Origin of the sequence: Pseudomonas sp. SMV71, assembly GCF_052042015.1 — a bacterium.
Lineage (GTDB): Bacteria > Pseudomonadota > Gammaproteobacteria > Pseudomonadales > Pseudomonadaceae > Aquipseudomonas.
On record NZ_JBKGGU010000038.1, the window covers coordinates 1 to 23,837 of the forward strand.

The 23,837-nt window shown below is 55.7% G+C and carries 18 protein-coding genes and 2 pseudogenes; 13 read left to right on the forward strand and 7 right to left on the reverse strand.

Going from position 1 to position 23,837, the window contains the following annotated elements:
* Nucleotides 1–15: 15 nt before the first annotated feature.
* Nucleotides 16–1,923 (reverse strand): sigma-54-dependent Fis family transcriptional regulator, encoded by a 1,908-nt coding sequence (locus tag ACLEJQ_RS25065; RefSeq protein ID WP_440799580.1) that lies wholly within the window; start codon nt 1,921–1,923, stop codon nt 16–18.
* A gap of 476 nt (nt 1,924–2,399) precedes the next feature.
* Between ACLEJQ_RS25065 and exaC the strand changes: the two genes are divergently transcribed.
* From exaC to ACLEJQ_RS25120, 11 genes are all read left to right on the forward strand, one after another.
* Nucleotides 2,400–3,920: an acetaldehyde dehydrogenase ExaC gene (gene exaC, locus ACLEJQ_RS25070; RefSeq protein ID WP_440799583.1), complete on the forward strand. Its 1,521-nt coding sequence runs from the start codon at nt 2,400–2,402 to the stop codon at nt 3,918–3,920.
* 240 nt (nt 3,921–4,160) lie between these two features.
* Nucleotides 4,161–5,531: an ethanolamine permease gene (eat, locus tag ACLEJQ_RS25075; protein WP_440799586.1), complete on the forward strand. Its 1,371-nt coding sequence runs from the start codon at nt 4,161–4,163 to the stop codon at nt 5,529–5,531.
* A gap of 197 nt (nt 5,532–5,728) precedes the next feature.
* Nucleotides 5,729–7,123 carry an ethanolamine ammonia-lyase subunit EutB gene (locus tag ACLEJQ_RS25080; RefSeq protein ID WP_440799588.1) on the forward strand — a complete coding sequence of 465 codons (1,395 nt, stop codon included), beginning with the start codon at nt 5,729–5,731 and terminating at the stop codon, nt 7,121–7,123.
* Nucleotides 7,124–7,146: 23 nt separating this feature from the next.
* A complete protein-coding gene (gene eutC, locus ACLEJQ_RS25085) occupies nt 7,147–7,971 on the forward strand; it encodes an ethanolamine ammonia-lyase subunit EutC (RefSeq protein WP_440799591.1) in 825 nt (274 codons plus the stop codon).
* A gap of 107 nt (nt 7,972–8,078) precedes the next feature.
* Nucleotides 8,079–8,540, forward strand: coding sequence for a GNAT family N-acetyltransferase (locus ACLEJQ_RS25090; protein WP_440799594.1), 462 nt, complete (start codon nt 8,079–8,081; stop codon nt 8,538–8,540).
* Between the two features lie 438 nt (nt 8,541–8,978).
* The gene (locus ACLEJQ_RS25095; protein ID WP_440799597.1) at nt 8,979–9,626 is read left to right on the forward strand and encodes a DedA family protein; all 648 of its coding nucleotides are present in this window, start codon (nt 8,979–8,981) and stop codon (nt 9,624–9,626) included.
* A 4-nt stretch (nt 9,627–9,630) separates the two neighbouring features.
* Nucleotides 9,631–10,452, forward strand: coding sequence for a zinc-dependent peptidase (locus tag ACLEJQ_RS25100; protein WP_440799600.1), 822 nt, complete (start codon nt 9,631–9,633; stop codon nt 10,450–10,452).
* A gap of 102 nt (nt 10,453–10,554) precedes the next feature.
* On the forward strand, nt 10,555–11,082 hold the full coding sequence (gene ppa / locus ACLEJQ_RS25105; protein ID WP_400597499.1) for an inorganic diphosphatase: 528 nt from the start codon (nt 10,555–10,557) through the stop codon (nt 11,080–11,082).
* 195 nt (nt 11,083–11,277) lie between these two features.
* The gene (locus ACLEJQ_RS25110) at nt 11,278–12,009 is read left to right on the forward strand and encodes a LexA family transcriptional regulator (protein ID WP_440799604.1); all 732 of its coding nucleotides are present in this window, start codon (nt 11,278–11,280) and stop codon (nt 12,007–12,009) included.
* Nucleotides 12,010–12,758: 749 nt separating this feature from the next.
* Entirely contained in the window at nt 12,759–14,003 is a 1,245-nt protein-coding gene (locus tag ACLEJQ_RS25115; RefSeq protein ID WP_440799606.1) for a hypothetical protein, read from the forward strand.
* Nucleotides 13,990–14,601: a hypothetical protein gene (locus ACLEJQ_RS25120; RefSeq protein WP_440799609.1), complete on the forward strand. Its 612-nt coding sequence runs from the start codon at nt 13,990–13,992 to the stop codon at nt 14,599–14,601. Before ACLEJQ_RS25115 ends, ACLEJQ_RS25120 begins: the two co-directional genes overlap by 14 nt.
* A gap of 205 nt (nt 14,602–14,806) precedes the next feature.
* On the opposite strand, the gene ACLEJQ_RS25125 is transcribed toward ACLEJQ_RS25120, so the two are convergent.
* Together ACLEJQ_RS25125 and ACLEJQ_RS25130 are read right to left on the reverse strand one after the other, a co-directional pair.
* Nucleotides 14,807–17,983 (reverse strand): Eco57I restriction-modification methylase domain-containing protein, encoded by a 3,177-nt coding sequence (locus ACLEJQ_RS25125; protein WP_440799612.1) that lies wholly within the window; start codon nt 17,981–17,983, stop codon nt 14,807–14,809.
* 265 nt (nt 17,984–18,248) lie between these two features.
* Nucleotides 18,249–18,607, reverse strand: a pseudogene (locus ACLEJQ_RS25130) (DUF6124 family protein).
* Nucleotides 18,608–19,259: 652 nt separating this feature from the next.
* On the opposite strand from ACLEJQ_RS25130, the pseudogene ACLEJQ_RS25135 reads away from it, so the two are divergent.
* Both ACLEJQ_RS25135 and darG read left to right on the forward strand, forming a co-directional pair.
* Nucleotides 19,260–19,415: pseudogene (locus tag ACLEJQ_RS25135) on the forward strand (DarT ssDNA thymidine ADP-ribosyltransferase family protein); the annotation flags it as partial.
* A complete protein-coding gene (gene darG, locus ACLEJQ_RS25140; protein WP_440799615.1) occupies nt 19,412–20,500 on the forward strand; it encodes a type II toxin-antitoxin system antitoxin DNA ADP-ribosyl glycohydrolase DarG in 1,089 nt (362 codons plus the stop codon). The pseudogene ACLEJQ_RS25135 and the gene darG, both read left to right, overlap by 4 nt.
* A 54-nt stretch (nt 20,501–20,554) precedes the next feature.
* On the opposite strand, the gene ACLEJQ_RS25145 is transcribed toward darG, so the two are convergent.
* The 4 genes from ACLEJQ_RS25145 to ACLEJQ_RS25160 form a co-directional block, all read right to left on the reverse strand.
* Nucleotides 20,555–21,556, reverse strand: a complete 1,002-nt coding sequence (locus ACLEJQ_RS25145; protein WP_440799627.1) for a restriction endonuclease — start codon at nt 21,554–21,556, stop codon at nt 20,555–20,557.
* A gap of 407 nt (nt 21,557–21,963) precedes the next feature.
* On the reverse strand, nt 21,964–22,323 hold the full coding sequence (locus ACLEJQ_RS25150; RefSeq protein WP_440799618.1) for a DUF6124 family protein: 360 nt from the start codon (nt 22,321–22,323) through the stop codon (nt 21,964–21,966).
* A 564-nt stretch (nt 22,324–22,887) separates the two neighbouring features.
* On the reverse strand, nt 22,888–23,205 hold the full coding sequence (locus ACLEJQ_RS25155) for a contact-dependent growth inhibition system immunity protein (protein WP_440799621.1): 318 nt from the start codon (nt 23,203–23,205) through the stop codon (nt 22,888–22,890).
* On the reverse strand, nt 23,195–23,837 hold a 643-nt coding region (locus tag ACLEJQ_RS25160; protein ID WP_440799624.1), incomplete at its 5' end, for an RNase A-like domain-containing protein. The genes ACLEJQ_RS25160 and ACLEJQ_RS25155, both read right to left, overlap by 11 nt.

Here is a 23,837-nt window from a genome sequence, read left to right on the forward strand (position 1 = left end):
CTGTGGGAGCGGTGCTCAGCGAGCAATCGCATGCTTGCGCAACTTTCTATACAGCGTGTTACGGCTGATACCCAACTGCTCCGCCGTGTTGGTCATATGCCAGCGCGTCTGCTCCAACGCATCGAGCAGCGCCAGCCGTTCGGCGTTTTCCAATGGATGCTCCGGTGGCGGGGTGTCCTGCACCTGTGGCCGTGCCTGGCGAATCATCGCCGGCAGGTCTTCCACCCCAATCCGCCCGTCCTCACATAACGCGGCGAGGGTGCGCAGGACATTGCGCATCTGCCGCACGTTGCCCGGCCAGTCGAACGCCAGGAGCGCCCGACGCGCCGACTCGTCAATGCACACCGCCTCGGTACCGCGCTCTTCGGCTAGCAGAAAATCCAGCAACTGCGATTTGTCGCTACGCTCGCGCAACGCCGGCAATGGGATTTCCAGGCCGTTGAGCCGGTAGTACAGGTCTTCACGGAAGCTGCCGTCCTGCACCCGGTCAAGCAACTGCCGGTGCGTGGCGCTGATGATGCGCACATTCACCGTCTCGGGTTCACCGCCGATGGGCACCACCTGACGGTCTTCCAGCACCCGCAGTAAGCGAGTCTGCAAGGCCAGGGGCATGTCGCCGATCTCATCGAGGAACAGCGTGCCGCCATCGGCCTGCTGCAGCTTGCCGCGCATGCCCTCCTTGCGGGCGCCGGTGAAACTGCCGCCGCGATAGCCGAACAGCTCGCTCTCGATCAGGCTCTCCGGAATGGCCGCGCAGTTCAGGGCGACGAAGTGCTTGTCGGCGCGCTGGCTGGCCTGATGCACGGCCTTGGCGAAGGCTTCCTTGCCGGAGCCGGTCTCGCCGTGGATCAACAACGGGACATCGCGCTCGAACACCCGCAGTGCCTTGCGAAAATGCTCCTGCAACACCGCGTCCCCCAGGCAGATGCCCGGCAGTCGCGCCGGTTCAGTGACCTTGAGTGCTGGCATGAGCGGGATCGGGACGCTGCGCGGCTGCCCGCGCACCAGGGCGAACAGGTTCCGCCCGTCACGGGTGCGCAACGGCCAACTGGCGCTGGCCTGGGCACTGGCGCGGCCCAGCAGTTCGTCCAGCGAACAATCGAAGAACCCTTCCACCGATTGGCCCAGCAAGCCGCCGCGAATGTGCCCGAGCAGATTCAGCGCGCTCTGGTTGACGGCGCTGATCCGCCCTTCGCCGTCGAACGCCAGCAACCCTTCGCTGAACAAGCCCACGGACTCGGCTTGCAGGTGAAAGCGCAGCAGCCATTGATTGTCGAAGCAGCGCAGGAAATAGCAGCTCTCGATCATCTTCGCCGAGAGATTGACCAGGGCCATGGTATGGAACTGGCTCTGGCGCGACACATCGGGCCGGGCCGAGGACACATCGAGCACTGCGAGCAGCTCGCCATGGGGATCGAACACCGGGCTCGCCGAGCAGGTTAGGCCGGTGTGTCGGCCGCGAAAATGTTCTTCCTGGTGGATGGTCAGGGCCTGGCGCTCCACCAGACAGGTGCCGATGCCGTTGGTGCCTTCGCAGGCTTCGCTCCAGTCGGCGCCGAGCCAGAGCCCGGCGCGTTCGAAAATCTTGCGTTCGCTAGGGGCAGTGACGCAATTGAGGATCACGCCACGGGCATCGGTGAGCAACACCGCGTGGCCGGCCCCGGAGAGTTGCTGGTGCAGGCTGTTCATTTCATTGCCGGCGATGTGCAACACCTGTTGCAAACGCTCGCGGCTTTCCAGCACCCGGCCATGTTCCAGCACCGTCGGTGCCAGGTTCTGCGCCGGGTCGAGGTGATAGTCCTCCAGGCAACGCAACCAGGAACGGGCTATCGACGGATCGCTGCCAGGGCCTTGCAGATGCGCCTTGCCCTGGGTGACCGTCAGGACCTGCTGGGCGTGACGGCTCAAATGGTTGCTGTGCATTTTTTATTATTCTCCCGAAGGATGCAGCTTCACTGAAGCGACGGTACAACTGTGGCGAACACCGAACCCGTGGCGAGGGAGCTTGCTCCCGCTCGACTGCGCAGCAGTCGCATTTCGGTTTGATGTGACATCTGTTGGGTCTGCTTCGCCCGAGGCGTCGGACCGTCCCAGCGGGAGCGAGCTCCCTCGCCACAAAAGCTATCTCGCCCAAGCGCCCTGTGGCCCAGCATCCTCCAGCAACCCGCGCAATGCAATGCTGGCGCGACCCGTCAGTCAGCCGTTGTCTCAGCGATGGCACAAATTGTCACCCCGCCTGTATCGCAATCGTCACGCAGTGCTTCCGTCTGTCCGACGGATTAGTTCTAAAGTCTTGATTTACGGGCCCTGCAAGGCAATGGCCCAACCTTTGCTCTAGGCTTGATACCAGCGCGAAAGGCGCGGCTCCCTAATAAGCACAAAAGCCAAGGAGACTCATCATGCGTTACGCTCACCCAGGTACCGAAGGCGCTATCGTTTCGTTCAAGAGCAAATACGGTAACTACATCGGCGGCGAGTTCGTCGCGCCGGTCAAAGGTCAGTACTTCACCAATACCTCCCCGGTGAACGGCCAACCCATTGCCGAATTCCCGCGCTCCACGGCCGAAGACATCGACAAAGCCCTGGACGCCGCCCACGCCGCCGCTGATGCCTGGGGCGCCACCTCGGCCCAGGCCCGCTCACTGATCCTGCTGAAAATCGCCGACCGCATCGAGCAGAACCTCGAAACCCTGGCGATCACCGAATCCTGGGACAACGGCAAGGCCGTGCGCGAAACCCTCAACGCCGACATCCCCCTGGCCGCCGACCACTTCCGCTACTTCGCCGGTTGCCTGCGGGCCCAGGAAGGCGCGGCTGCCGAGATCGACGGCAACACCGTGGCCTATCACATCCATGAACCGCTGGGCGTGGTCGGGCAGATCATCCCGTGGAACTTCCCGTTGCTGATGGCCGCCTGGAAACTCGCCCCGGCCCTGGCCGCCGGCAACTGCGTGGTGCTCAAGCCTGCCGAGCAAACCCCGCTGGGCATCAGTGTGCTGATGGAATTGATCGGCGACCTGCTGCCGCCGGGCGTGCTGAACGTGGTGCAAGGTTTCGGCAAAGAAGCCGGCGAGGCCCTGGCCACCAGCAAGCGCATCGCCAAGATTGCCTTCACCGGTTCCACCCCGGTGGGCTCGCACATCATGAAATGCGCCGCCGAGAACATCATTCCGTCCACCGTGGAATTGGGCGGCAAATCGCCGAACATCTTCTTCGAAGACATCATGCAGGCCGAGCCGAGCTTCATCGAAAAAGCCGCCGAAGGCCTGGTGCTGGCGTTCTTCAACCAGGGTGAAGTCTGCACCTGCCCGTCCCGCGCCCTGGTGCAGGAATCGATCTACGACGAATTCATGCAAGTGGTCATGAAAAAGATCGAGCAGATCAAACGCGGCGACCCGCTGGACACCGACACCATGGTTGGCGCCCAGGCGTCCGAGCAGCAATTCGACAAGATCCTTTCGTACCTGGAAATCGCCAAGGGCGAAGGCGCGCAGCTGCTGACCGGCGGCGCGGTAGAAAAACTCGAGGGCAACCTGGCCAGCGGTTACTACATCCAGCCGACCCTGCTCAAGGGCACCAACAAAATGCGCGTGTTCCAGGAAGAAATCTTCGGCCCGGTGGTGAGCATCACCACCTTCAAGGACGAAGCCGAAGCCCTGGCAATCGCCAACGACACCGAGTTCGGCCTCGGCGCGGGCCTCTGGACACGCGATATCAACCGCGCCTACCGCATGGGCCGGGCGATCAAGGCCGGGCGCGTGTGGACCAACTGCTACCACCTCTACCCGGCCCATGCCGCGTTCGGTGGCTACAAGAAGTCCGGCGTTGGCCGCGAAACCCACAAGATGATGCTCGATCATTATCAGCAGACCAAGAATCTGCTGGTGAGCTACGACATTAATCCGCTGGGCTTCTTCTAAGCCTTGGGGCGATGCAGGTCATCCTGCGTCGCCCTTTGGATAGCTATCGCGAGCAGGCTCGCTCCCACAGGGACTGTGGAGCAACACATATCCCCTGTGGGAGCGAGCCTGCTCGCGATGGCGTCCTCACAGACAAACCTATTGGAATGCCGCCCCACAGCCCTGGCATAACCCTTGCGTGCCCGCTCCACACCCCAACCACCGAAAGTCCACCAAAGATCAAAAACCAAGAGAGGACTTATGACAACTTCCAACCAACTCAAACCCACACTCGGCACCCTGCACTTATGGGGCATTGCCGTCGGACTGGTGATTTCCGGCGAGTACTTCGGCTGGAGTTACGGCTGGGGCACGGCAGGGACGCTGGGCTTTCTCGTCACTGCGCTGATGGTGGCGTTGATGTACACCTGTTTCATCTTCAGCTTCACCGAGTTGACCACCGCGATTCCCCACGCCGGTGGGCCGTTCGCCTATAGCCGACGGGCCTTTGGTGAGAAAGGTGGGTTGATCGCCGGGATCGCCACGCTGATCGAATTCGTCTTTGCGCCCCCGGCCATCGCCATGGCCATCGGCGCCTACCTCAATGTGCAATTCCCGGACCTGGACCCGAAAGTGGCGGCGGTTGGCGCCTACCTCGTGTTCATGACCCTGAACATCCTCGGTGTCAGCATCGCCGCGGCGTTCGAGCTGGTGGTCACCGTGCTGGCGGTGGCCGAGTTGCTGGTGTTCATGGGCGTGGTCGCGCCGGGCTTCAGTTTCAGCAACTTCGTGTTGAACGGCTGGTCTGGTGCAAATGAGTTCAGTCTCGCCTCAATTCCGGGCATTTTCGCGGCGATTCCCTTCGCGATCTGGTTCTTCCTCGCCATTGAAGGTGCAGCCATGGCCGCCGAAGAAGCCAAGGACCCGAAACGCACGATTCCCCGCGCCTATGTCAGCGGGATTCTGACCCTGGTGTTCCTGGCCATCGGCGTGATGATCATGGCCGGCGGCGTGGGCGACTGGCGGCAACTGTCGAACATCAACGACCCGTTGCCCCAGGCGATGAAAGCGGTGGTCGGCAACGATTCGACCTGGATGCACATGCTGGTGTGGATCGGCCTGTTCGGCCTGGTGGCGAGTTTCCACGGGATCATCCTCGGCTACTCGCGGCAGTTCTTCGCGCTGGCCCGAGCCGGCTACCTGCCACGCAGCCTGGCGAAACTGTCGCGCTTCCAGACTCCGCACCGGGCGATCCTGGCCGGCGGCGTGATCGGCATCGCGGCGATCTACAGCGACGGCCTGGTCAACCTGCAAGGCATGAGCCTGACGGCGGCGATGATCACCATGTCGGTGTTCGGCGCCATCGTGATGTACATCATCAGCATGCTCAGCCTGTTCCGCCTGCGTAAGGTCGAACCGAACCTGGAACGCACCTTCCGCGCCCCGGGCTACCCCATCGTGCCCGGCATCGCGCTGTTCCTGGCGGTGGTGTGCCTGGTTGCCATGGCCTGGTTCAACATGTTGATCGGCCTGGTATTCCTGGCGTTCATGATCGTCGGCTACCTGTACTTCCAACTGACCGCTAAACAACGCTCCAGCGCCCCGACGGACGCTATGCTTACTGGAGTTTGAAGCAAAACCCTTGGGGGACCGGGCTTTCTCTTGAAAACCCACCGTCCCCCTGTGGGAGCGAGCTTGCTCGCGATAGCGATTTGTCTGTAAGCATTGTGGTGTCTGACACACCGCTATCGCGAGCAAGCTCGCTCCCACAGGATTCAGTGCAGGTTTTAGTACAGAATTCATTATAAGAACCAGGAGGACACCGCCCCATGGCCGCATTCGTCCATTCCGTCGGCGCCCAGACCTACCGCTTCGACTGCCTCAAAGACCTGATGGCCAAGGCCAGCCCGGCGCGCTCCGGGGATTTCCTGGCCGGGGTCGCCGCCCTCAACGACGGCGAACGCGTGGCCGCGCAGATGGCGCTGGCCGACCTGCCCCTGAGCCATTTCCTGCAGGAAATGGTAATTGCCTACGAGACCGACGAAGTCACCCGGCTGATCGTCGACACTCACGATAAACAAGCCTTCGCCGCCGTCAGCCACCTCACGGTCGGCGGTTTCCGCGACTGGCTGCTCAGCGACGCCGCCGACGAACAGAGCCTGCGGGCCCTCGCACCGGGCCTGACGCCGGAAATGGTCGCCGCCGTTTCGAAGATCATGCGCGTGCAGGACCTGGTGTTGGTGGCGCAGAAAATCCGAGTAGTGACGAAATTCCGCGGCACCCTCGGCCTGCGCGGGCGGCTGTCCACGCGCCTGCAACCCAACCACCCCACCGACGAACCGGCCGGGATCGCCGCGAGTATTCTCGACGGCCTGCTCTACGGCAACGGCGACGCCATGATCGGCATCAACCCGGCCACCGACAGCACGGCCTCGATCTGCGCCATGCTGGAAATGCTCGACGCGATCATCCAGCGCTACGACATCCCGACCCAAGGCTGCGTGCTGACCCACGTCACCACCTCCATCGAAGCGGCGAACCGCGGCGTGCCGCTGGACCTGGTGTTCCAGTCCATCGCCGGCACCGAAGCGGCGAACGCCAGCTTCGGCATCAACCTGAACATTTTGAAAGAAGGCTACGACGCCGGCCTCAGCCTGAATCGCGGCACCCTGGGCAACAACCTGATGTATTTCGAGACCGGCCAGGGCAGCGCGTTGTCGGCCAATGCCCACCACGGCGTCGATCAACAGACTTGCGAAACCCGGGCCTACGCCGTGGCGCGACATTTCAACCCGTTCCTGGTGAACACAGTTGTAGGATTCATCGGCCCGGAATACCTCTACAACGGCAAACAGATCATCCGCGCCGGCCTCGAAGACCACTTCTGCGGCAAGCTGTTGGGCGTGCCGATGGGCTGCGACATCTGCTACACCAACCACGCCGAGGCCGACCAGGACGACATGGACACCCTGCTGACCCTGCTGGGCGTGGCCGGGATCAACTTCATCATGGGCATCCCCGGCTCCGACGACATCATGCTCAACTACCAGACCACCTCGTTCCACGACGCGCTCTATGCGCGCCAGACCCTGGGCCTGAAGCCGGCGCCGGAGTTCGAGCAGTGGCTGGCAAACATGGGCATCTTCACCCAGGCCGATGGCCGGGTGCGGTTCGGCGACAACCTGCCGCCGGCGTTTCGTCATGCCTTGGCTCATTTGGGATAAGCCGTATTTGGGATGAGTGATTAATGGATAAACAACCTGTCGACTCGCAAAACCCCTGGCTGGAACTGCGCCGCCTGACCCCGGCACGCATCGCCTTGGGCCGCACCGGCACCAGCCTGCCGACCCAGGCGCAACTGGACTTCCAGTACGCCCACGCCCAGGCCCGCGATGCGGTGCACCTGGCGTTCGATCACCAAGGCCTTCGTGCGCAACTGAGCGAACGGGGCCGCGAAAGCCTGCTGCTCCACAGCGCCGCCAGCGACCGCCACAGCTACCTGCAACGCCCGGACCTCGGTCGGCGGCTGGATGAGGCCTCGGTGAAGGTGCTGGACGATTACGCCGCGGCCCATCCCGGCGGCGTTGATCTGGCCATTGTGGTGGCGGACGGCCTGTCGGCACTGGCGGTGCATTGCCACACCCTGCCGTTCCTGGCGCGCCTGGAAGAACAGATCGCCGCGGACGGCTGGTCGGTTTCCCCGGTGGTCCTGGTGGAACAAGGCCGGGTTGCCGTGGCCGATGAAGTGGCGCAGCGGCTCGGCGCAAAAATGTCGGTGATCCTGATCGGCGAACGGCCCGGCCTCAGCTCGCCCGACAGCCTAGGCCTGTATTTCACCTACGCCCCCAAGGTCGGCCTGACCGACGCCTACCGCAACTGCATCTCCAATGTCCGGCTCGAAGGCTTGAGCTACGGCATGGCGGCCCACCGCCTGGTGTACCTGATGCGCGAGGCCTGCCGCCGACAGCTTTCGGGGGTCAACCTGAAGGACGAAGCCCAGGTTCACACTCTAGAGTCAGAAAACCCTGCCGATATGAAAGGTAATTTCCTACTGATGCCGCCCCCAGGCTGATCCGTATGTCCGATTGCGTTTTTGATCCGCTTTCAGGCAGCATCAAAAGCACGGCAGAGCGCCGTTGTTGTCAGACTCTACGTCGACCTTTGTAAACGAGACCTGCCATGCGGATTATCCAAGCGACCCTGGAACACCTGGACCTGCTGACCCCATTGTTCGTCAAATACCGGGAATTTTATGGCTCCCTGCCATATCCGGATTCGTCCCGGGCGTTTCTGGAAAAGCGCCTGCGCCGCAAAGAATCGGTGATCTACCTGGCCCTGCCCGATGACGACGACAGCAAACTGCTGGGCTTCTGCCAGCTCTATCCAAGCTTCTCGTCGCTGTCGCTCAAGCGCGTGTGGATCCTCAACGACATCTACGTCGCCGAAGACGCCCGCCGCCAACTGGTGGCCGACCACCTGATCCGCACCGCAAAGAAAATGGCCAAGGAAACCCACGCTGTGCGCCTGCGCGTCTCCACCAGCAGCACCAACGAAGTGGCGCAGAAAACCTATGAGTCGATTGGCTTCAAGGAAGACACCGAGTTCAAGAACTACGTGTTGCCGATCAGCGACGAACTCTGACACACCACATCTCCCCTTGTGGCGAGGGGATTCATCCCCGCTGGGGCTGCAAAGCAGCCCCTCAAAAAACCACTGACGCACCACCTTGGGCAGCACAGCCTCCAACAAACCCACCGACACGCCACCCCGTGGCGAGGGAGCTTGCTCCCGCTGGGACGGTCCGACGCCTCGGGCGCAGCAGCCCCAACCCCTGACCACGCGGTACATCAGACACACCCAAATGGGAGCGCTGCGCACTCCAGCGGGAGCAAGCTCCCTCGCCACAGGGATCTTTCATTGCCTGGAAATCCCCCGCTACAAACTCAACGCCTCCTTCACAATCCACCCCGTATAATCCCGACCTTCCCGGCTTGTAAGAAAAAGCTACAAACCCCGTAGCCCCACTCCAAAGCCCGACCCACCCGCCTGCCGAGTCGGGCCACCAGCAAGGTGCATTACATGGATTTCAACCCCCTCGACCTCATCCTGCATCTCGACGTGTACCTCGACATGCTGGTGACCAACTATGGAACCTGGGTCTACGCCATCCTGTTCCTGGTGATCTTCTGCGAAACCGGCCTGGTGGTGATGCCCTTCCTGCCCGGCGACTCGCTGCTGTTCATCGCCGGCGCCGTCGCTGCCGGTGGCGCCATGGACCCCGTCCTACTGGCCGGCCTGCTGATGCTCGCGGCGATCCTCGGCGACAGCACCAACTACCTCATCGGCCGCACCGCTGGCGAAAAACTGTTCAGCAACCCGAACTCGAAAATCTTCCGCCGCGACTACCTGCAGCAAACCCACGACTTCTACGACAAACACGGCGGCAAAACCGTAACCCTGGCGCGCTTCCTGCCGATCATCCGCACCTTCGCCCCCTTCGTCGCCGGCGTCGGCAAAATGAACTACCTGCGGTTCTTCGGCTTCAGCGTCCTCGGCACCGTCCTTTGGGTCGGCGGCCTGGTCACCCTCGGCTACTTCTTCGGCAACGTGCCGTTCATCAAGCAGAACCTGTCACTGCTGGTGGTAGGCATCATCCTGCTGTCGCTGCTGCCGATGATCGTCAGCCTGGTGCGCAGCAAAATGAGCCAGCGCGCCTCGAAGGCCTGATCGCATGTGGTCCCTGAGCAACTGGCGGCGCCGACGCACCCTCGCCAAACACCCCGTCGGCGAAGACACCTGGCAACGGGTGCGCCAGCAACTGAGCTTCCTCGACGGCATCAGCGTCGCCGAAGACCAATGGTTGCGCGAAGCCTGCGTGCTATTCCTGCACGACAAACACCTGACCGCCCTGCCCGGCGTCGAACTGCACCAGGAACAACGCCTACTGCTCGCCGCCCAGGCCCAGCTGCCGCTGATGCACCTGGGCGAACTGAACTGGTACCAGGGCTTCCACGAAATCGTCCTATACCCCGACGACTTCCTCAGCCCCCAGCGTTACCGCGACGCGAGCGGCATCGAACACGAATGGGACGGCGAGCACAGCGGCGAAGCCTGGCCCCAGGGCCCCATCATCCTGGCCTGGGACGGCGTGCTGGCCAGCGGCGGCTGGGAAGGCTACAACCTCGTGATCCACGAACTGGCGCACAAACTCGACATGCTCAACGGCGACGCCAACGGCCTGCCGCCGCTGCACGCCGACATGCGCGTCCAGGACTGGGCCGACGCCATGCAACAGGCCTACGACCACCTCAACCGCCAACTGGACCACGACCCGGACGCCGAAACCCTCATCGACCCCTACGCCGCGGAAAACCCCGCCGAGTTCTTCGCCGTCACCAGCGAATACTTCTTCAGCGCCCCAGACCTGCTGCACCAGGCCTATCCGAAGGTCTACTCGCAGCTTCAGGCCTTCTACCGTCAGGATCCGTTGGCGCGGCTGCGGCAACTTCAAGCCGAAGATCCGGTCTATCAGGCGTCGTCCCTAGGTCTCTAAGACCTTGGACGCGTGGCATCAGCGGCTGAATATGCCTATAATCGCCGCCACTTTTTGGTCAATCCGACCAGTCATTTGGTCAACTAACGGGGGCACCGCCCAATGAGCTACAGCAAGATTCCGGCTGGCAAAGACCTGCCGAACGACATCTACGTCGCGATCGAAATCCCGGCCAACCACGCCCCGATCAAATACGAAATCGACAAAGACAGCGATTGCCTGTTCGTTGACCGTTTCATGGCCACCCCGATGTTCTACCCGGCCAACTACGGTTACATCCCCAACACCCTGGCCGACGACGGTGACCCCCTCGACGTGCTGGTCGTGACCCCTTACCCGGTTGCCCCAGGCTCGGTCATTCGCGCCCGTCCGGTCGGCGTGCTGAACATGACCGACGACGGCGGCGGCGATGCCAAAGTCATCGCAGTGCCACACGACAAACTGTCGCAACTGTATGTGGATGTGAAGGAATACACCGACCTGCCACCGCTGCTGATCCAGCAGATCGAGCACTTCTTCGCGAACTACAAAGATCTCGAAAAAGGCAAGTGGGTCAAGATCGAAGGCTGGGCCGGCGCAGACGCCGCCCGCGAAGCCATCACCAAGTCGGTTGCCGCCTACAAAGGCTGAAACCAAACTTAAAGAAAACCCCGGTTTGCCCCGGGGTTTTTTTATGCCTTAATGAAGCTTAATACTTGCTCGTATTAATACCGTTTACCTGCGTTTACCGAGCCTATTTCAATTCCTGCAAACGGAAAAATCGTCTTATAAATATGAACGACATGTTTATTGCCGAAAACACACTCGTCTCTAAACTTTCCGTTTATGAAAAAGATCTCCAGTGGCGACCGCTTCAGAGCCCTTCTTAAAGAAGCCCATATCCGTTCCGCCGACTTCGCGAAGTTATACGGCGTGAAATCCCAGCACGTGAACAACTGGTTCAACCGTGGCATCCCGCCAGGGCGCATCCACACCATTGCCAGCCTGCTGACCGTCAGCCCGCAATGGCTCGCCACCGGCGAAGGCCCGCAAACCCCACTGGGCCTTGGCCCCGGCACCACCTACGAAGCCGCCGAAGTCCAGGGCGTCTACACCGTGCCGGAAACCACGGACATCGAACTGCCCTACTACAAGGAAGCCCCCATCGCCCCCGGCGAAACCAAGACCCACGTCATCGAAATCCCCGACCAATCCATCCGCCTGCCCCGCAGCCACCTCGACTCCCTGGAAATAAACCCCAGCGACGCCATCTGCACCACCATGGTCGGCGACAGCATGGCCGACCGCATCGAAGACGGCTCCACCGTCGCCATCGACCGCGGCCTGACTCAAGTCATCGACGGCCAGATCTACGCCCTCGAACACGACGGCATGCTGCGCATCAAATACCTGCACCGCATCCCCGGCAACCGCCTGCGCCTACGCAGCCATAACAACACCGCCTACCCCGACGAAGTCTTCAGCGTCGAACAGATCGAAGCACAAAACATCCGCGTCATCGGCTGGGTCTTCTGGTGGTCCACCCTGACCAAACAACGCCCACCGGTGTTCGACTAACCCAATCAGGAAAATTGGCCAAGATCTTCATGTCAATAACCCCCCGTGGCGAGGGAGCTTGCTCCCGCTGGGCTGCGCAGCAGCCCCGCTCTTTTTTCATAATGCTAACCCAATGATTCAACACAACTTCCACTGGGATTTTCCCCAAAACCCACGTATCCTCCGCCCCACATTTGCGAGCCCACGCCTCGCACCGACAAGGCAGACCACTCTCTGACCAAGTCCCCACAGCCGGCCGCAAGAGCCGGGTGTACGTTTTGAAGGCTGGTGAGGTTTGTCAAAAACGAACTGAGTCAGTCAACGAGAAGCCGGCCATAAGCCGGCTTTTTAATGTCTGAGAGAAACCCCTCACTTGCGGAAAACGCAAAATTAGGTTGGATTTCTTCCTCGAGTCGCCCCGAAACAACCCAAGCCTTTAGCACATCTACAATGTGACAGATCCAGGTGCCGTTTTGACGTCCAACGGGAAGAAATCCCAACCCTGTGTGCTCCTCTATCAAATCCACAGACCAAGTTTCCGACGTACTGAAAGATACAGGACGGACTCAGTCTCGACGCGTCGCTCGAAACAAATACCATGCAAGATTACGACGCCCCCCCCAGCGGCTCGCTCACAGATCGAGAGCAGTCATCTGAAGCCAGTAGTGGCATTTTGGTCCTGCCCGAGAGACAATCCTTTCCTGAAACCCATAATGGCCTTCCTGGCTGACAAGGCCCCCATAGCGGGCCAACATGTAAAAGGAATTACCATGCTCGAAAAAATAAAAATTGCCATACTCCGTGAGAACCAAAATATTTGGTTCGTTAGGGCTGAGAAAGGAAAGTATGCACGTCACTTCAGATCAGGCGAACTGATTGCTATTAACCATTTAGAAAGTGCTTATGACGGAGAAGTACCTCTTTCGCTCCCGACAGACGAACTTTTAAAAGCCCGCTTGTTACGCAATGATAAATATAGCGAGTTCAAAAAAGATGAACAGGGCAGAGAGACGAGGTTTCTAAACAGATCGGGCTTTAATTTACTGAGCCAGGTCAGAAGGTTTTCCAATGAAATAAAACAAGGTGACCTATTAGTTACTCGCAATAGCGATGGCGGGTATAGCGTAGGAATCTGCAGCGATGGAACTCCATACATCGAACACAGCCCGGTAAAGATCCCAGTTATTAATGAAGACGGAAGTAGCGGCCACGATCGAATCCAGCTTAAATTCAAGTTAAGAAAACACGTTATATGGGGGCCATCTATTCGTCAGGACGAGCTTCCAGGCGCCGTGAGAAAAGCTACCCGAGGCCAGCAAACAGTCACCTGCCTGAACAATCACCGCGAAAAAATATTTCATTTAATTTATCCTTTTTTCACGGACGGTGAATCACTCTATTTTTCAAACAAAATCAGAACCACTCGCAAGATAAACGCCCTAGTTGTCGGAAAACTGTTTCAAAATATGGCTCTTACTCAGGAGCTCATGAGCACACTACTAAACAACAGTACTATTGACGCAGAGAATTTTACGCAACTTATTGAAAGAATGGCTTTTGAAAGCGAGCTCGGAGTTACTTGCCAAGCGGAGTTTATGTCACCCGGCGACATGTGGTGTAAAATCCCACTAGGAATCGCAACAACACTCCCCACAATTTTGGCGTGCGTATTAGCGTGTTTAATAATGACGGGGCAAGTTAGTGCTCAAGAGATCGAGCATCTTCAAAGCATGCCACCAGAACAAATAATAAATTTGAAGCGTGAGACACTTGACGAGGGGGATATATTCACCGACAAATTCAAACATGCCGAAGCCTCCGACTTACTCAAAAAAATCGCCCAAGCCGCCAAAAACAAATCAAAGGAAATTCAAAAACTAGATAATGAGCGATCAATTTCAGAAATAAAAGATAACTTAAAAATCACTGTAACCCAAACAAACACCAATAACCTTGAAGACTTCAATTTTGGCGTCAACGTACTAGAAATAGGTAGACCCCATGAAAGTCATTGAGCCTATCAGTAGCGCTTTGTTGTTGACGGGCTGCGTCTACTCAGCCGGCATCAGTCAGAATAATGCGTTTATGAGATCGTTCGGAGTAAATCCTGAGTTTAGCCAGCCAGCAATAGACAAAATATTCTATGACGGCGGACTAATTACATTTGAGATCTTTTACAATCATATAATTTATGCAGCAATTATTTTGCTCGCATTAACAATCACAACCTCAACCTTTATATTATACATGGCGCTTACCAAAGGCCTGCAAAGCATCAAAAGAATCCACCCATCATTCCTAAACATATGTACCACAATAACCCCGCTGATACCTATTGGAACTATCACCCTTCTATACATAATATTTTTATGCTTTGCCTCTTATCAAAAAGGACAAATCACAGGTGTGAAGCTGTCGCAAAAATTCCTAGAGCAATGTTACTGGGTAGAAGTAAAAGACAAGAAAGACTCTACTAAAGCATGCGCTTTTCGCAAAGACAGAGACTCTATCTGGTATTACCAGCTAAACGACGGAGACATCAAAATAAATTCCAAGCTACTTACCGAAGTAGGACAGGTAACTTATTTACAGCCAGAACTCAACCCTCAGTAACAAATTACAAACTGAAACCTAACTATTTTTCGCGTTTCAGGTACGTAGCTCTGCTCTAAGGGCTGGACATATCTATTCTTTTGGCCCTTCTATAGGTTTCAACTGATCGCCTATTCAACGGACATATGATATAAGCTCCGCCGGCATGTAACGGAGCGGGACAAATACCACCCCCCGCCCCAAATCAACAACAAACCTTAACACCTCAAGAACGAGAGCTACGGCTTACCATCCAGCGTTCCAATATAGCATCGGCAAAACTTCCGATTTTTGATACCAAGCACAGGCGCTTGTCAGAATCATGCTCTTGATGAGCTTGCTCTACTAAGGATGCCAATTCAACATGACAAGTTGAATCATTATTGAACTTCGGAAGCTCCATATGCTTAAAAATATTCCCCACCTGAATTGAAATATTATGGCTCTCTACATACTCCTTCACAATCTTTGAATTAAGTAAACCACAGAGAAAATGAGCCTGTTGCTTATCATCAAAAGCAACAAAGTAAACTTTATGATCTGGAATATAGGGACATTTCCCCTTATTAGGAACCTCCGCAGTTCCGGCTACGGCAGCAGAGAACTGTCCGGACATCTCTGCCCAGATTACTTTCCAAGGCTTGAACGTGAAATCACCCACATTGTAAACGGCGTAAAATGGCGCTCCGGGCATCCGCCCCCGAAAAGTTGAGCGTTGTGAAAGAATCTCTTTAAACGAGTTAAAATATTGTTTTGTTCGCTTCAGAGAGTTAACACCTATTTCGGCAGCGTCGTAATCATCTCGATTGATACCGGCATTGGGTACAAATGTAAAAAGATCCTGTGCTGGTTTGAAATAGCAAGCATCAAAGTCGCTGGCCCCCTTGATCAATGGGAACAGTAGGTCTGGCTCCACCCAAACCTTTTTTGCTGTACCTATATCTTTCTTCCCTGCTTCGGGCCTTGTTCTGATCTGGACAAGTCCTGAATCAGAAGTGTCTTCGACAGGAACAAAATAAACGCCATTAAGATCTGCTGTAATTCCTTTTCGTCCAAGTATCCATTCGGACTCTCCAGCCAGTTTGCAAATCACGTCCCAGCGTCCAGACTCCAGAACCGCCCATGGCGACCCTTCCTCGCCCACAGGCACAGCCTCCATACTCGTAATCGATATACGATCCAGAACATCGCGAAGCGACAATTCAGGATTAATGGACTTTCCACCCCTCGCTGCCGCAGTCCATACCCTATAGTTCACCGGATAGCGTGGTGGTTCCATTCCTTTCTCGAATACCACAACTGAAGTTTTATTTGCAGCATCAGGAAACGGCTTCAAAGCCTTTAAGTCTTCGACAAAAAGCGGCGCCAACCAATAGTCCGCAGAAACTTTAAAACGCCTAAATCCTACAGAAGAGGGCGACTGAAATACAGTTTGAGTGATTACAAAGGCAAGTTTTCCGCCAGCCTTCAACCACTTATCTCCGGTAGTGTAGGTAATAATCGCTGATATATCGAGCTCGTTACCACCATGGAATTTTGTATTGGAGAAAATTGAGTATTGCTCACACGTGGGCTTCACCCGATCTCTATATGCCTCAGGCAGCTTCGACCATCGAACCCAAGGCGGATTTCCACAGACCAGATCAAATCGCCCAGCGGTAGCAGACCAGAAAAAATTCCGGACAATGCGAAACCAAATACCATTCCAATCCTGACGATGAAGATTCAAAATCTGATCATACGTTTCTTTTAATGGCTTACGCCAGACAGCCGCCTCACTAGAATTTAAAAGCTTAAATTTTATTAAACGCGCCTCAGCTTGTTCGAACTCGAAGTCTTTTTCAACAGCCTCCCCCATAGCTTCAAATACATCATCCAATCGCTGACGATCAAAGGCCAAAATAGAGGGTAAGCAAATATTCAAACCTGCAACTTGACTACCAACCTGATAAGAAACTATATCCTCATCATTCTGAGGATCTCGAGCTGGCGAGTAGATTGCGTCCGCGAGCAATATTGGAATTTCAACCTGTTCGCCTTTACAGGCCCTTAGCAAGTCCGCTATCTCCATGAGATAATTAACACGAGCTGTTTGCACTGCCAGGGGATTTAAATCGAAGCCCCAGACTGTTTCGCAAAGCAGCTTTACGGTCTCATGCGCAGTCATCCCGATTATTTTTGCGGCATGTCGTTTGCGGCGAATCATTTCAATAATGAACGATCCAGAACCACAAGTAGGGTCTAGCCCCCGCACGCTTAACCAATCGGCGACTCTTACACTGGATAGGGTGTGTTCGACCAACCAGTCTGGTGTATAGAACTCACCTAGACTTTTGCGCAGTGTCTCAGGTACTAGCCCTTGATAAAAATCACGTAATACGTCACGGGTTCGTTCGAGACGATCGGTGCGGTACAGAGCTAGCTTGCCTAAAATACCTCGCAAAGCATCAAGAATGGGCCGCCTAAAAGCAGACTCTTTGCATACATCCAGATACCAACTAAATATCGCCTCTTCGACAAACCCTTTTATACCTGCCTCGGAAAAAATCTGTCCCTTTTCAATATTATTCGCAAGTGAAGCTCGTAACGCCTCATCATTTAAAAGGAACGCCATTTCTTGGGCCGGCCCAACGGTAGATGTAAGTCCGTGCGCAGAGACAATTTCAGCAGCTAACAACTTTATTACTAGAGAGTTATAGCTGTGAATTACAAAAAGTCGGCCCGCCATTTTGTATGCGGGGCTACCCTTCCAGTCAAAACGTAGCGACGCATCAATAGCACTCTGCTGATCTACAGTGAGGTCTGCTACTTGGCCATAGAGGGTACGCCACTCTTCGAATAACATTTTAATCTTATTATTGCCATCTAAAGCGAGGTTAGCAGCTAGCGCATCGGCCATAGCTTGCATAAGCGCGATGGCATGTTGAGCTCCTTGCCCAAAATCTTCAATCAGATTTTCTGTAACTACAGCTCTACGATAGCTTTTCTGTATAGCGTCAAGAACCAGCCCAACGACCTCAGGGGTAAACGGTAGAAGATGCTGGGCATAGATACAATCATCTACAACTTGAGCAAAGCAGACATGGTCACCATCAATAGCAATACCAATATACTCATCTTGCTTAAGCCCCTGCGCTTTAGAAGCACGGACAATATATTTCAGAAGACGGTCATCTAACGCTTCTTTGAACTTCAGGCTCTCCTTGGATCCATTAAAAAAACCTGGCCCCTTAAATTCTATAATTACATTGTTGTAACTGGCATCACGCCTCGCTCGCTCGGCATCAAAGTGGATCCCGAGACCATTTTCGAGAGCGCCGAGCCATGCTACTCGAACCTCTTCCTCGTTACTCCAAGGACGATTGCGTTTGGCCTGAATTGCATTAAATACCTGTTGAAACACGTTTTCATCCCCAACTGAGCGGCGAGTAACACCTACGGAACATCCAACAAAAGCTAGGTCAGTGGATACCGTAAAAAAATCTGCATTCTACCCCCAAGGCGGCCTCCTCCGGGGCAAAAGAATCAGGCCAATTACCGATAATAGATAGCCCCGAACCACTTAACAGCTCCAAACACAACAAAACTTCGATTTCCGCACTCTCGCGCTCATGGCCCTGAAAAATGTCCTGCCATGCAAGACATTTTTCACATTCGGGGACGTCCCTCTACCTCACCTCAACAATATCCAAAGCCCGATTCGCCAACAGCTCGCTCAACTCAACCACCTGCTGAATCCCCAACGCCACATGCCGCCGCGAACCTTCAAGATCGGACGCAGGTCGCCGATCATCGCGTTCGCCGAAGCGAGGTTTTCGCTGAGGGTGACAAGCAAGCATTCAGAGTCCACATCAGAAGCGATGCGGTAGATGGTATTGGGGTTGTCGGACGTTTCCTTCTTCGGCTTGGGATTCAGGTAGTAATCCAAGGTCCGAGTCGCCGCATCATCAAACTTTTTGTTACGAGCCGATTGAACGCGGGAGACGGTTTCGTCTGTTGTCGGGGGGTTCGGTGTAATTTTGACCATAGTCTTAGCTCTCATTAGGCCACGACCCGTTCGCGACTAAACGATTGGGAGGCAGCTGTACGCAGGTTAGTCGACCGACGAGCTAAGGAATCGGCGCGCCCGAGGGCGCCCTGCGCACAGCCACCATCGAATGCAGGTATGGAATACCTGACTGATGGTCGCTTGAGCGACTTAGCAACGACGGGCGACTAAACCCGATCACTGATGGGCAGTGACAGGATTCAAGTTACCGACACGGCCAAGGGCGCACAAGCCGGCGGATTCTGGCGTAGTTGTAGGCAATGGCGCAAGGCGGTGTCGGCAAGCTGAAGGGGATTGTCAGAGTCCCACAACGGCGATTAAACAAGTTACGGAAATCTAGAACGTTACTGCTGGGAGCAGCGCTCATGTCGCTGGCGACGACATGAGCGTGGAACGTGTCGCCGAAATGGAGTTTTTGCGACATGACAGGCTCTGCACCGTTGAACGCTCGAAGATTTACCGACAGTCACAGTTGGTCAGTTTGGTAGAAAATTCGGCAATACCGATTTTCCCTATCATCTGCTCCAACGGCTCCGCCATCGGCTCTTGGGTCAGCCAAACCGTATAGATGAGAATTGCGGACGAGCGTCATCGCGGGCAAGCCTTGCTCCCACAAGGGTTTGGCTTGGTATCAGCCGAAGCGCTGATTCACAATTACCTACCGATTACAGGACTCCCTGGCATCATGTGCTACACCGATGCAATAAAAAAACGTATAGAACAGGACGTGGCCGCCAGGGGCCTGACGTTGCCTGTTCATGCGCGTCCGGGATGGTATTTTCAATGATCCGATTCACCCAAGGCAACCTCCTGGAAGCCAAAACCGAAGCCCTGGTCAACACGGTGAATACCGTGGGCGTGATGGGTAAAGGTATCGCGCTCATGTTCAAGGAGCGTTTCGCGGAGAATTACCGGCTGTACTCGGCTGCCTGCAAGGCTGGCGAAGTGGAAACAGGTAAGGTTCACGTGACGGCGGTCAACGAGCTGGAAGGTCCTCGTTGGATCGTGAACTTCCCCACCAAACGGCACTGGCGATCACCGTCGCAGATGGCATGGATCACCGAAGGCTTACACGATTTGCGTCGTTTCCTGATTGAAAACGATGTGAAGTCCGTCGCGGTTCCACCGCTAGGCGCTGGCAACGGTGGCTTGAAATGGCCGGAGGTTCGCGAGCAGATTGTTGATGTTCTGAGTGATCTGGATGTCGATGTGCTGGTGTTCGAGCCGTCCAACCAGTACATGAATGTCGCCAAACGTAGCGGCGTCAAAAAGCTCACGCCGGCTCGTGCGCTTATCGCCGAGCTGGTTCGACGCTACTGGGTGCTTGGCATGGAGTGCAGTCTGCTTGAGATTCAGAACCTGGCTTGGTTTCTCGAGCGCGCCATCGAAAAGCTGCCGAACACGGAGAACCCACTGAATCTTCAATTCGTGGCTCATAAGTATGGGCCGTATGCCAACCGGTTGGAGCATCTGCTCAACAACCTGGATGGCAGCTATCTGCACTGCGACAAGCGCATCAGTGATGCGGATATCAGTGATGTGATCTGGTTTGACGAAGGGCGGAAAGCTTTCTTGCAGACCTACCTGCAAACCGAGGCCAAAGAGTACAGCCAAGCCTTGGAACGCACCGCGGAGCTGATCGATGGGTTCGAGTCACCCTTCGGTATGGAGTTGTTGGCGACGGTGGATTGGTTGCTGAGTCAGGAAGGCGTTTTTCCGACTGTTCCTGCCGTGCGTGAGGCGTTGAAGCATTGGGAGGGAGGCGCTGGGGCTGCGGGTCGTAAGAGCAAGTTGTTCGATGATCAGGCGCTGGAGATTGCGCTCAAACGGCTTACTTCCAGTAGTTTCAGGCCCGAGGTGGCGGTCTGCTAGGGGATGCGAATTGTGCAAGGAGGCCTTGCACAATTAATGTGTGGCCACGCTTCTCTACGCAGGCACGTAAAAATAGCTCAACGGCACCAATCGTTTAGTCTCCGGATCGGTGGCTGGATAATGCGCCATCAACGTGCGAGCCAGTTCATCCAGCGTCCACATAGTCAGGTGCACGTTAGCTCGCTCACCTTCATAGAGCGCCTCCTTTGTGAATCCGCCAGTGCTCACATAGAGCCCTCGGTCATCCTTGTGTCTGCCACCAAGGAAGCTACGGATCTCATTACTCCCCATCCGAGCATTCCGATGTTTAACCTCAACAACGATGCGCGGCGGCTCGAATCCAAAGCCGTCGGGCGAAGCAATAATGTCTTTCCCGCGATCTGCACCGGCCGGAGAGACGAGCGTTTTGTAGCCCATCGCGCGCAGGATGCCGGCGACCAGTTCCTGCATTTCCGACCAGTCCAGACTATTGATTTGGTCCTTGATGCGTTCGAAAGCAATTTCTTGAACGCCTTTCAGCGGATCTTCAAGAGCTTCGGGATCGTCGATTAAGTCCTTTGGAGAGGCTGAAACGTCTTTACCGGTAGCAAGGGCGAGCAATTCCTTCTGAGCAACCTCCGCGACGTTGAATACGGTTAGCGTCGACCCCAGACTGTTTCTGCTCACGCTGTTCAGCTTGTCGCGATCGACCTCTTGCGCATACCACTCGACAGGCCTGGTCAACGACATTCCATCATCCGCCAAGTCGGGACGGTGCTGACATGCGCCAGTGAAACGACCTACCAAGTAAGTCCGGTTCGCAGGGGAGTAAGTGACGACCGTATCGCCCTCTTTGATTTCGTTAACGAAACGGAACACTTGAGAAGCACCCGATACGGCGCTCGCGTCCTTAATGCCTGGTTGTAGATCTTTGTAAGCCTGGATCAAGGCCTTTCGGGAAACGCCGGGCTTTGCGGCGAGTGCTAGCTGAGCCCAACCAATGGCTGCCAGATTACGATCCCTGAAATCGTCGTAGAGACGACCGCCATCACCTCGAATCATCCACATCGTTGGCATCTTGGTACTCATTCTGTCCATGGAAACGGGAACGTGAATGTACCAATGGTGATAGCGCTCTGTGAACGAAAAACTCGACACAGAACACCCAGTTCGACAACGCGGGCCCGCTATTTCAGATAACTGAAAGCCCTACTGCTTTCCTGGGGTAGCCGATGTCTTTCGGCTCACATTGTGGCGAGCGGTACCGACGATAGCGATTAAATAAGCCAGTCCGCATGATTACTGGTCTAGAGCGCGGCGGCGATCACGGTCGACGTCAGCGATTAAATGAAATTTCACAGTTCAAATAGAGCGATGAATCCTCGGGCCTCAAACCTGGCAGCCCATTACCGCGAGCTCTCGGGCATAAAAAAGGTCTTGCTAGGCAAGACCTTTTTTCGTACGGGGAATAGCAAGCTCCTCCCCTACCTCACCTCAACAATATCCAAAGCCCGATTCGCCAACAGCTCACTCAACTCAACCACCTGCTGAATCCCCAACGCCACATGTCGTCGTGAACCCTCTAGATCGGATGCCAGGTCTTCGAGCATCGCGTTCGCCGAAGCGAGGTTTTCACTAAGGGTGACAAGCAAGCATTCGGAATCCACATCAGAAGCGATGCGGTAGATGGTGTTGGGGTTGTCGGATGTTTCTTTCTTCGGCTTGGGATTCAGGTAGTAATCCAAGGTCCGAGTCGCGGCATCATCAAACTTTTTGTTACGGGCCGATTGGACGCGGGAGACGGTTTCGTCTGTTGTCGGGGGGTTCGGTGTAATTTTGACCATAGTCTTAGCTCTCATTGAGGCCACGACCCGTTCGCGACTAAACGATTGGGAGGCAGCTGTACGCAGGTTAGTCGACCGACGAGCTAAGGAATCGGCGCGCCCGAGGGCGCCCTGCGCACAGCCACCATCGAATGCAGGCATGGAATACCTGACTAATGGTCGCTTGAGCGACTTAGCAACGACGGGCGACTAAACCCGGTCACTGATGGGCAGTGACGGGATTCAAGTTACCGACGAGGCCAAAGACGCACAAGCCGGCGGATTCTGGCGTAGTTGTAGGCAATGGCGCAAGGCGCTGTGGGTCTGGGCTGATCCTAGGGCGTCACGATAAACACCGGGTCGGGGTGTGGGGTGTCATGTCGTCAAAATTCGATTTTGACGACATGTTATTGGGATATGTCGTTGGTGGCGACATTAGATTTGAGAGCGGTGGGGACAGATATATCGCCATCGCGAGCAGGCTCGCTCCCACAGTGTTCCGGCTTGGCCGCTGGATGAGAGTTCGCCATCAATCTCTTGTGGGAGCGAGCCCTGCTCGCGATGGCGGTGGGTCAGGCTGACTGACTAGAGTTCGCCAAGATTGCCATCGTCTTCATCGAGAACTTCAAGAATATGTTTCAGCCACATTGTGCCACTCTCCCACTCCATCCAATAACAATAATTACAGGGCATTTTTTCCATAATAAAGTCTCGAAGACCCACCTCATCAAGTCGTTCTGCCAACAACATCACTATTTCTTTTTTTAACGCGTCAATGGCCTGCGGTTCCGAATCTGACACAAAAAGCCTTATCACCCCGTCCGGCTCTGATGACTCACACATCCAGTCTTGGTGAAAATAACAACCAAAGAAATGGAAAAGTTCCGGATATCTATTTTTCATATTTTTCGACATACCCTGTAAGCAAATTGTATCCAGTAGGTGACTGCTTGGATTTTTTCAACACTAAAGTCACGACGGACAAGGACTCTAATTTTCCACTTTTTCGGATAACCCCGACTCCAACCGGAGAAGGGAAGGACTGCTGTAAGACGAGTTTCTTTTCTAATTTATTGTTTAGAAATCCGTCAATCTCTGTTTCTTTTGCATTCAATACTTTGGAAACCGTTGACTCTGCCGATGCCCTATCAGGAAATGTCGACGCGGTAGGTACGTGCGGCTCTAACTCAAGTCGCTTTCTCAACTGAGCCTCAGAACGACCTATGTGCCTGTCTATCAAATGCCCACCGCGAGCCTCATGCGCCGCCAGGCCGCCTCCCGGCACGATCTCGCTAAACGGCCCGTCGGCCTCGATATCGCCAGGACAGTTACACGCCAACCCCAACGGATCCACCCACCCCGTCGGGTTTACGGTGTAGCGATACCCATTGAGCCCACCCGCCAACTTACTCGGGTCCGGTGTCAGGTAGCGCCCGGTCTCGGGATTGTAGTAGCGATGCCGGTTGTAGTGCAGGCCGCTTTCGGGGTCGAAGTATTGGCCCTGGAAGCGCAGCGGTTGTTCCAGTTGTTCGCCA